7 protein-coding genes are annotated in these 7,508 nt (G+C 42.7%); all 7 read right to left on the bottom strand.

What is annotated here, in order from left to right; all coding sequences use genetic code 11:
- Positions 1–45 precede the first annotated feature (45 nt).
- The 7 genes from B2Z67_RS15685 to B2Z67_RS15655 are packed head-to-tail and all read right to left on the bottom strand — an operon-like array spanning position 46 to position 7,380.
- The gene (locus tag B2Z67_RS15685; protein ID WP_291530782.1) at positions 46–1,359 is read right to left on the bottom strand and encodes a UDP-glucose dehydrogenase family protein; all 1,314 of its coding nucleotides are present in this window, start codon (positions 1,357–1,359) and stop codon (positions 46–48) included.
- A 3-nt stretch (positions 1,360–1,362) separates the two neighbouring features.
- A complete protein-coding gene (rfbC, locus tag B2Z67_RS15680) occupies positions 1,363–1,911 on the bottom strand; it encodes a dTDP-4-dehydrorhamnose 3,5-epimerase (protein WP_291530781.1) in 549 nt (182 codons plus the stop codon).
- 5 nt (positions 1,912–1,916) lie between these two features.
- Positions 1,917–3,296: a capsule assembly Wzi family protein gene (locus B2Z67_RS15675; RefSeq protein ID WP_291530780.1), complete on the bottom strand. Its 1,380-nt coding sequence runs from the start codon at positions 3,294–3,296 to the stop codon at positions 1,917–1,919.
- Positions 3,297–3,349: 53 nt separating this feature from the next.
- Positions 3,350–3,970, bottom strand: a complete 621-nt coding sequence (locus B2Z67_RS15670) for a sugar transferase (protein ID WP_291530779.1) — start codon at positions 3,968–3,970, stop codon at positions 3,350–3,352.
- Between the two features lie 39 nt (positions 3,971–4,009).
- Positions 4,010–5,107, bottom strand: coding sequence for a glycosyltransferase family 4 protein (locus B2Z67_RS15665; RefSeq protein WP_291530778.1), 1,098 nt, complete (start codon positions 5,105–5,107; stop codon positions 4,010–4,012).
- 5 nt (positions 5,108–5,112) lie between these two features.
- Positions 5,113–6,126 (bottom strand): radical SAM protein, encoded by a 1,014-nt coding sequence (locus tag B2Z67_RS15660; protein ID WP_291530777.1) that lies wholly within the window; start codon positions 6,124–6,126, stop codon positions 5,113–5,115.
- A 57-nt stretch (positions 6,127–6,183) separates the two neighbouring features.
- The gene (locus B2Z67_RS15655) at positions 6,184–7,380 is read right to left on the bottom strand and encodes a glycosyltransferase (RefSeq protein ID WP_291530776.1); all 1,197 of its coding nucleotides are present in this window, start codon (positions 7,378–7,380) and stop codon (positions 6,184–6,186) included.
- Positions 7,381–7,508: the final 128 nt, after the last annotated feature.

Genomic DNA, 7,508 nt, shown 5'->3' with positions numbered 1-7,508 from the left:
ATCACTAAACCCTAATCACTGCGAAGCTTCGCTTCGCCAAACTGTCTATTTCCCAATACAACGATAAACAAACCCCTGATCTTCCATCTCTTTTTTGTCGTAGATATTACGTCCATCCAGTACTACGGTCTTTTTCATCGTTTTCTTGATGACAGCCCAGGAAGGTAACCGGAATTCTTTCCATTCCGTCACCAACATCAACGCATCGGCATCCAGAACAACATCGTACATATCTGCTGCATAATAAACAACATCTCCTATACGGCGGCGACATTCCTCCATTGCCGCAGGATCATAAACACGTACTTCACATCCGGCTTTGAGCAGTTTGTCTATCAGTATCAAAGCAGGAGCCTCCCGCATATCATCGGTCTCCGGTTTAAAAGCCAGCCCCCACATAGCTATTGTTTTACCTTCCAGCTTATTGTCGAAATACTTTTGTAACTTTTCGAACAAGATACTTTTCTGCTGCTCATTCACCTCTTCCACCGCATGAAGTACCCGCATTTGATAACCATTTTGCTCGGCTGTCTTTATGAGCGCTTTCACGTCTTTAGGAAAGCAGGAACCACCATATCCGATACCGGGATAGAGGAATTTACGCCCAATACGGGTATCCGAACCAATGCCGCTACGCACCATATTGACGTCCGCCCCAACCAGTTCACAAAGATTAGCGATGTCATTCATAAAACTGATACGGGTGGCAAGCATCGAATTAGCGGCATATTTCGTCATCTCCGCTGAGGGAATATCCATATAGATTACCCGGAAATTGTTCAGCAAGAATGGTTTGTAGAGTTTGCTCATCAATTCCTTTGCACGTTCGGACTCCACTCCCACAACAACGCGATCCGGACTCATGAAATCATTGATAGCATTTCCTTCTTTCAGAAATTCAGGATTAGACGCAACATCAAATTCAATACATACATTCCGTTTGTCCAATTCTTCCTGAATAGCGGCGCGCACTTTCTTTGCAGTACCTACAGGAACCGTACTCTTCGTTACCACCAACACATACTTCTGCATATTGCGGCCGATGGTACGGGCAACTGCCAACACATAACTAAGGTCGGCGCTGCCGTCTTCATCAGGAGGAGTACCCACAGCACTGAAAACAACATCCATTTCATTCAGGCAACTCTCCAGCGAAGTAGTAAAACACAGACGTCCTGCCTTTACATTCCGGTTCACCAACTCTTCCAATCCATTTTCATAGATGGGAATATTACCATTCTTTAATGCTTCTATTTTTTCACTGTTCGTATCTACGCAAACTACATTTACGCCGATTTCTGCAAAACAGGTTCCGGTCACTAAACCGACATACCCTGTACCGACAATAGCTATTTTCATACTTTATATAAAATATTCTGCATCCCGGAAAGATGGGGCTGCCTTATCTTTAGGGGATAATAATAGTTGTTCTTCCGTCATGGGCCAATCAATGCCTATTGTTTCATCATTGTAACGGATGGATGCTTCCGATTGCGGGGCATACACATTGTCCACCTTATATATAAATATAGCTTCGTCGCTCAATACCAAGAAACCGTGAGCAAATCCGCGGGGAATAAAAAGCTGGCGCCGATTTTCTTCACTCAGTTCCACACTGATGTATTTACCGAAAGTAGGAGATGATTGGCGTAAATCCACCGCTACATCCAGTACTTTCCCCTTTATGACGCGTACCAGTTTGGATTGGTTGTATTCCCCTTTCTGATAATGTAGCCCACGCAATACCCCGAAAGAAGATTTCGACTCATTGTCCTGAATGAAGCGCACGTCGCCGACATGCGCCTTGAATTCCTCTTCTTTAAAGGCTTCCATGAAATAACCGCGTTCATCACCAAATACCTTCGGCTCAATCAGCCACACACCATCAATTTCCGTTTGTATGTAATTCATCTTTTTCAAAATGTTTTTTGCACTTTCAATTGGCAACCTGAATTGTCGCCATATATCTCTCCGATGTCGAAAGCGACGGATACATTGAACCGCCATTCCCTCCATTTATACGGAGCATATAAAATTGATACAAAAGTAGAAAAATTTTCCAATATATCAGGTATAGGTTTGAAAGGAGTTCCCCAAGTTTTATTATATGATAGCTTTGCGATGTATGTCCACTCGTTGCTGATATCTCCGCTCCACCCCAAATGCAATGCTTTGATGCGATTGTATCTGAAGGTCATGTCACCATCTTTGTTATAAATAGGAGAAGCTATCAATGGATTAGCCATAGTCATTCCCCAGTGTACCCAGCCGGGATACCATTCGTTATTATAATAATCATCGGCTCCTCCCGTCTTTTCCACTACGGTGAAGTCCACTCCGTGCATTGGGCCGCTCTGGTTGGTAGTCTGATAGTATTCCAGCACAAAACCATTAATGGCTTGCTTCCGGTTGAACTTGTATTCAATTCCCCACAAGCCATCGAATCCGTTAAGTTTCCCCATCCCGCTGAAATCATCGAAATAGTTTTCAAGGTAAGCGCTCATGGAGAAATCCTTGTGGCGGTAAGTCATCCGGAGATGCTCACTCCCCATGTAATTACCCTGATAAGCTATTTGTTCTCCCTGCGGACTGCTATCGCCGCCACGACCGGGAATGAGAGCCTTGAAATAATCTTTCCAACTGTTTCCCAAATCGCCGGCATCCATTCCACCACTTTTATATCCGCCAAATTGCACGTCCAGACTCATACCCAAGTCCAGTTGCCATTTACCTTGTGGCACACCAATGCGAAGGAAACCGCTTTTATGGTGGTATTTGATGTTCTTAGTGTACCAGCAATCCTCTCCCACGTGCTTTGCCTGATACCTGTTATCGGTAAACCATCCGTACGACAATTCCGCTTTCAAGGCAAGGCGCGGCAACACTTGTACATACTCGGGCAAACCTATCCGGACTTGCGGAACAGGTCTTGCATTACCCGACCAAGTCAGCCCGCCGCTACTTAATTGTTGATTCAATAAAGGAGAGTCAATCTCTTTACTTCCAACCAACACCCCCAACCACTTATACCGGATATCAGTATAAGCCTGCTGCAATATGAAAGTAGACGTGAAACCGGCGGCAACTGCCATATCCAGTCCGCCTTCCATACGCCATTGGCTGATTGTATCCGTATAGAAAGCGCCCCCTCGCAAATAAGTATTGTTGTTAAGAGAAGAAAAGCCATGCTGATTGCTTACCAGCCACAAAGGAGTATTCTCGCCCGAATGAACAGAAGCGCCATACTCAATGAATGAAGAGACATTCTGCCGCTTCATCCCATTTTGCGCCTTCATTATTGAAGCAAAACAAAGCAAGATAGCAAGAATACAACAACCTGTACGCATACTTATCCAAGCATAACTTTCAGTGTACCGAATACAATTTTCATATCCAGCATAAAAGACCAATGGTCAATATACCAGATATCATACTCCACCCTCTTTCTTATCTTCTCCGGTTTGTCCGTCTCTCCACGTAAGTTATGTACTTGCGCCCAACCGGTTATTCCGGGCTTTACCTGTAATCTTTTATTATATTCGGGAATCACGGTACAATACTGTTCGGTATGTATCAGCATGTGAGGCCGTGGCCCTATTACAGACATATCCCCTTTAAGCACATTCCAGAACTGCGGCAATTCATCCAGACTGGTTACACGCAGTAAACGTCCCAAAGGGGTGATTCGAGGATCATCGTCTGAAGCCTGCTGCGTATCAGCCTGATCATTGGGCAACATAGAACGGAACTTGTAGCAAGTAAAAACCTTCCCATATCGTCCGTTACGTTTCTGAGAGAATATAATCCTACCGGGCATCTTAATCTTGATACAACATCCGATAATGATATACGCCAACGGATATACCACAATCAGGACTACTAATGCCATCATTACGTCAAGCATTCGTTTGAAAATGCGATTGCCTTTCCGCCTTAACGGAAAATCATATAATGGATATTGAATATTCATAGCTTGCATATAAAACGACAAACACCTGTCTATATTGCCTCATATTATTAAAGAATCATAGATATCCTTAGTTTGCCGGGCAATATTCCGCCAGTCATACGAAGACATATTATATATAACCTGTTCTCTTTGAGAGTTCTCCAACCTTTTCTTTAGAGCATCTTTCAAGCTGTCAATATCTCCATTTTTAAAGTAACATTCATCCGGCAATCCTATTTCTTTGTTTGCCGGAATGTCACTGGCAAGTATCGGACATCCGTAACTCATGGCTTCAAGCAGTACAATAGGTAACCCCTCATGGGTAGAGGGTAGCACGAATATTCGTGCATTTGTATATAGTTGTGCCAGTTTGTCTCCTTTAATAAAGCCTGTCAGGCATATATTCTCTTGCTCTTTACACATTTTTTTCAGTTTCCGGGCATATTCATCCTGATAATCAGCATCTCCGGCTATTACTAATTTTATGGACGACGAAGATAATTGCCCAAACGCTTTAATCAATCTATCAAAACCTTTTTCCTTTACAAAGCGCCCTACAGCCAAAATATAACCGTATTCCGTCAATCCCAGACTCTGAATATAATCGGTTTCGGATATTTCCCGCTTCTTATTTATTCCATTGTATATCAGAGTAATATTCTTTTTTGAGAGGTATTTCTGCCGTACCAGTTGCCGTATATAGTCTGAAACAACTATCACATGGTTAGCATAGTTCATTCCAACCTTCTCTCCCATGCGAAGTATCCATTTGGCAAACTTCCCCCACTTCTCCCGGTCATAATCCGGTCCATGATGCGTGACTACGGCTTTCATTCCTAACATGCGTACTAAAGGTGTCATCAAAGCAGGTCCCACGGCATGGATATGCACGATGTCCGCTTTTATTTTCCACGCATATAATACTGACTGAAACGTATGTAGAAAAGCCTCCAGATGTTTATTGCGTACTATTCTTATGTCTTTAATGCGAACCTTCCTATATGTTTTAACTAAATCGTCCGGTGCATAACAGGGACGACGGACAACAACAACTTCGTGCCGTTCGTCCGCAATGAGCGGATAGAGTTCCTCACAATGTGTTTCCACTCCACCCGGTATATCGGGAATGCCTCTGGTACCTGTAACTACGATTTTCATCTTCTTTAGTCTTTCAGATTTATAGAGTTTCCCATTAATGATTGCATTTTATGATATAACACCCATTTCAGTGGAGTTCCGAAATACTTTTTCATCACCGGAGCGGCAGTTCCTACCATCCAACAATTCTTAGGGCAGTTACGCACCTTGTTTCTGACACGTTCCGCCTGTTCACTTCTCCACAACTCCTGAAAAGAAGACATGGTACGGATATTTCCCATACTCTCTTTCCAATATCTGCTTTCCATTCCGTTACAAGGATAAACATCTCCATAAGGATCTACAAAAAAGTTCACGGTTCCTGCTTCACAAGGCAATAAACGGGGGTTTCCCTGTATATAATTAACCAGTCCCCGGTTAAAGTAAGCACGGAACCAGGATTTAGGATGTTTTTCCTTTAACTGCCATTCTATCAATTTACCGAAATTACTGCATACCTCTTCCTGATTGGTGATAGTGTTATCCGTTTTATGAAAGTAATACGAATTGTGTACTGTTGCAGTTGCAAATTCCATTCCGAGCGAACGCGACAGACGGTAGAGAGAAAGCATATCGGCGGAATTGGAATTAGAAACCGTAATGCCGAAACCTATATCCCTGATTCCCATTTCCTTTAATTGCAATAAAGTGCGGATTCCTTTATCAAACCCTCCCTGCCGTCCCCGGAGTTCATCATTTTTTTGAGATAAACCTTCCATGCTGATACGTATACCGATTTTAGGGAACTTCTCAGCCAAACGGATAACACGTTCTTCAAACCATCCGGAAGTTGAAATAACGACACGGGGAGATTTACGGAATGCCGCTTCCACAATCTCTTCCAAATCTTCCCGGATAAAAGGCTCTCCTCCTGTTATATTGATAAACTTTACATCCGGAAGCTTTTCTATTTCGGCGGGACTTATCTCCTTATTCGGATCTGTAGGGTTTTGCCATATATTACACATCCGGCACTGCATCGGGCAGCGGTATGTAACAATGATACACATATCAGTGGGCGAACTAACAACAGATTTCATATTACTCAGTTAATAAGTCTGCAAAAGTACTATTTTTTATTTTCCTTCCACCACTTTTTATTCTCCTTCCACCACTTCAAGCCATTTTTGATAATATTGCCCGCCTGAGAAGCGGTGCAGTGAAGCGGCGGATAATTCGTTCCGATTAGCGGAATCAGCCATATCAAACATTTCAGTAATGAGTGCAGGTAACTCCACATCTTGAATATAGAGACGATTACAACTGTTCGTTTCCAATAATTCAGGTATGCCGCCCGTATTCCTGCCCAGTACAGGAGTGCCACAACACAGGGATTCTATGATAGTCAGGGGATTATTCTCATAACATACGGAAGGAACCACGGTAAAAGACACTTTCATTAAAAGTTCCATAGTTGATTCCGTCGATAAATGTCCGAGAAAGACAATATGGTCAGCGGCATATTTCCGTATTAATTCATCTTCTAAAGGTCCGGTACCGGCAATGTACAGCTTGTAAGGCAACCGAACCGCAATTTTCAATAGCGACTCTATACCTTTTTCTTCCGAAAGGCGACCTATATACGTATATGCTTGCTCCCGTTCGGAATCAGGGTTATTCAAGATACACCGCACTTGTTCTTCCCCTATAAAATTATAAATAACCTGAAGCTTGTTTTCCGGATATCCACCCTGTTGCATCTTCTTTGCCATAAACCGGCTGGGACAAATAAAACAATCAGTCCATTCCGATAACTTGGTCTTATTCCAATTTATAGCCTCTCCCCAGGCAAGAATACTTGCTAACAGGTTATTCTTCATACACTTGCGTAACAGCACATTTCGTTTTTGAGTGAAACAGGCTTCACAGGTTTTTCCTTTATAAAGGCAAGCATAGGACGGGCATATTAATTTGTAGTCGTGAAGCGTCCAGATTACTTTAATACCCCGTTCATGCGCAAGTTTTGCAACTACAGGAGAAAGATATGAATGAATATTATTTAGGTGCACTATGTCCGGTTCAAATTCATCCAGAAGTCTTCCGAACCCTTGATTTATTCCCTTACCCCATAGAATTCGATTGACTGCTTCTACTCTCCCGGATAGACCTGCTGAAGAGAGACTGATTTCTTTTGCAAAAAAAGGCTTGTCTTTATCCTGTATGTTCTCCGGATAATCCATAGCATAGAAGCGTACCGTATGTCCGGCTTCACACAGTAATCTACCGAGGTTCAAGGTATAAATACAATCGCCACCCCGGGGATAAAGGAACTTATTAACAAGTAATATTTTCATTGGATTCTATATTATTAAAGTCAATGTTGATTATTAGCAGTAAGTAGCTGTTCATAATGATTAATGATAAGCGTTTAGTGATTAACAAAAGTATCTCTATTCCCCTCATCCTGGGAGGAGGGGTGCCC

The organism is Bacteroides sp. UBA939, from assembly GCF_002293435.1.
Taxonomy (GTDB): Bacteria; Bacteroidota; Bacteroidia; order Bacteroidales; family Bacteroidaceae; genus Bacteroides.
Note: the sequence above shows the minus strand (reverse complement) of the source record. Positions and strands in the feature narration are given on the sequence as shown.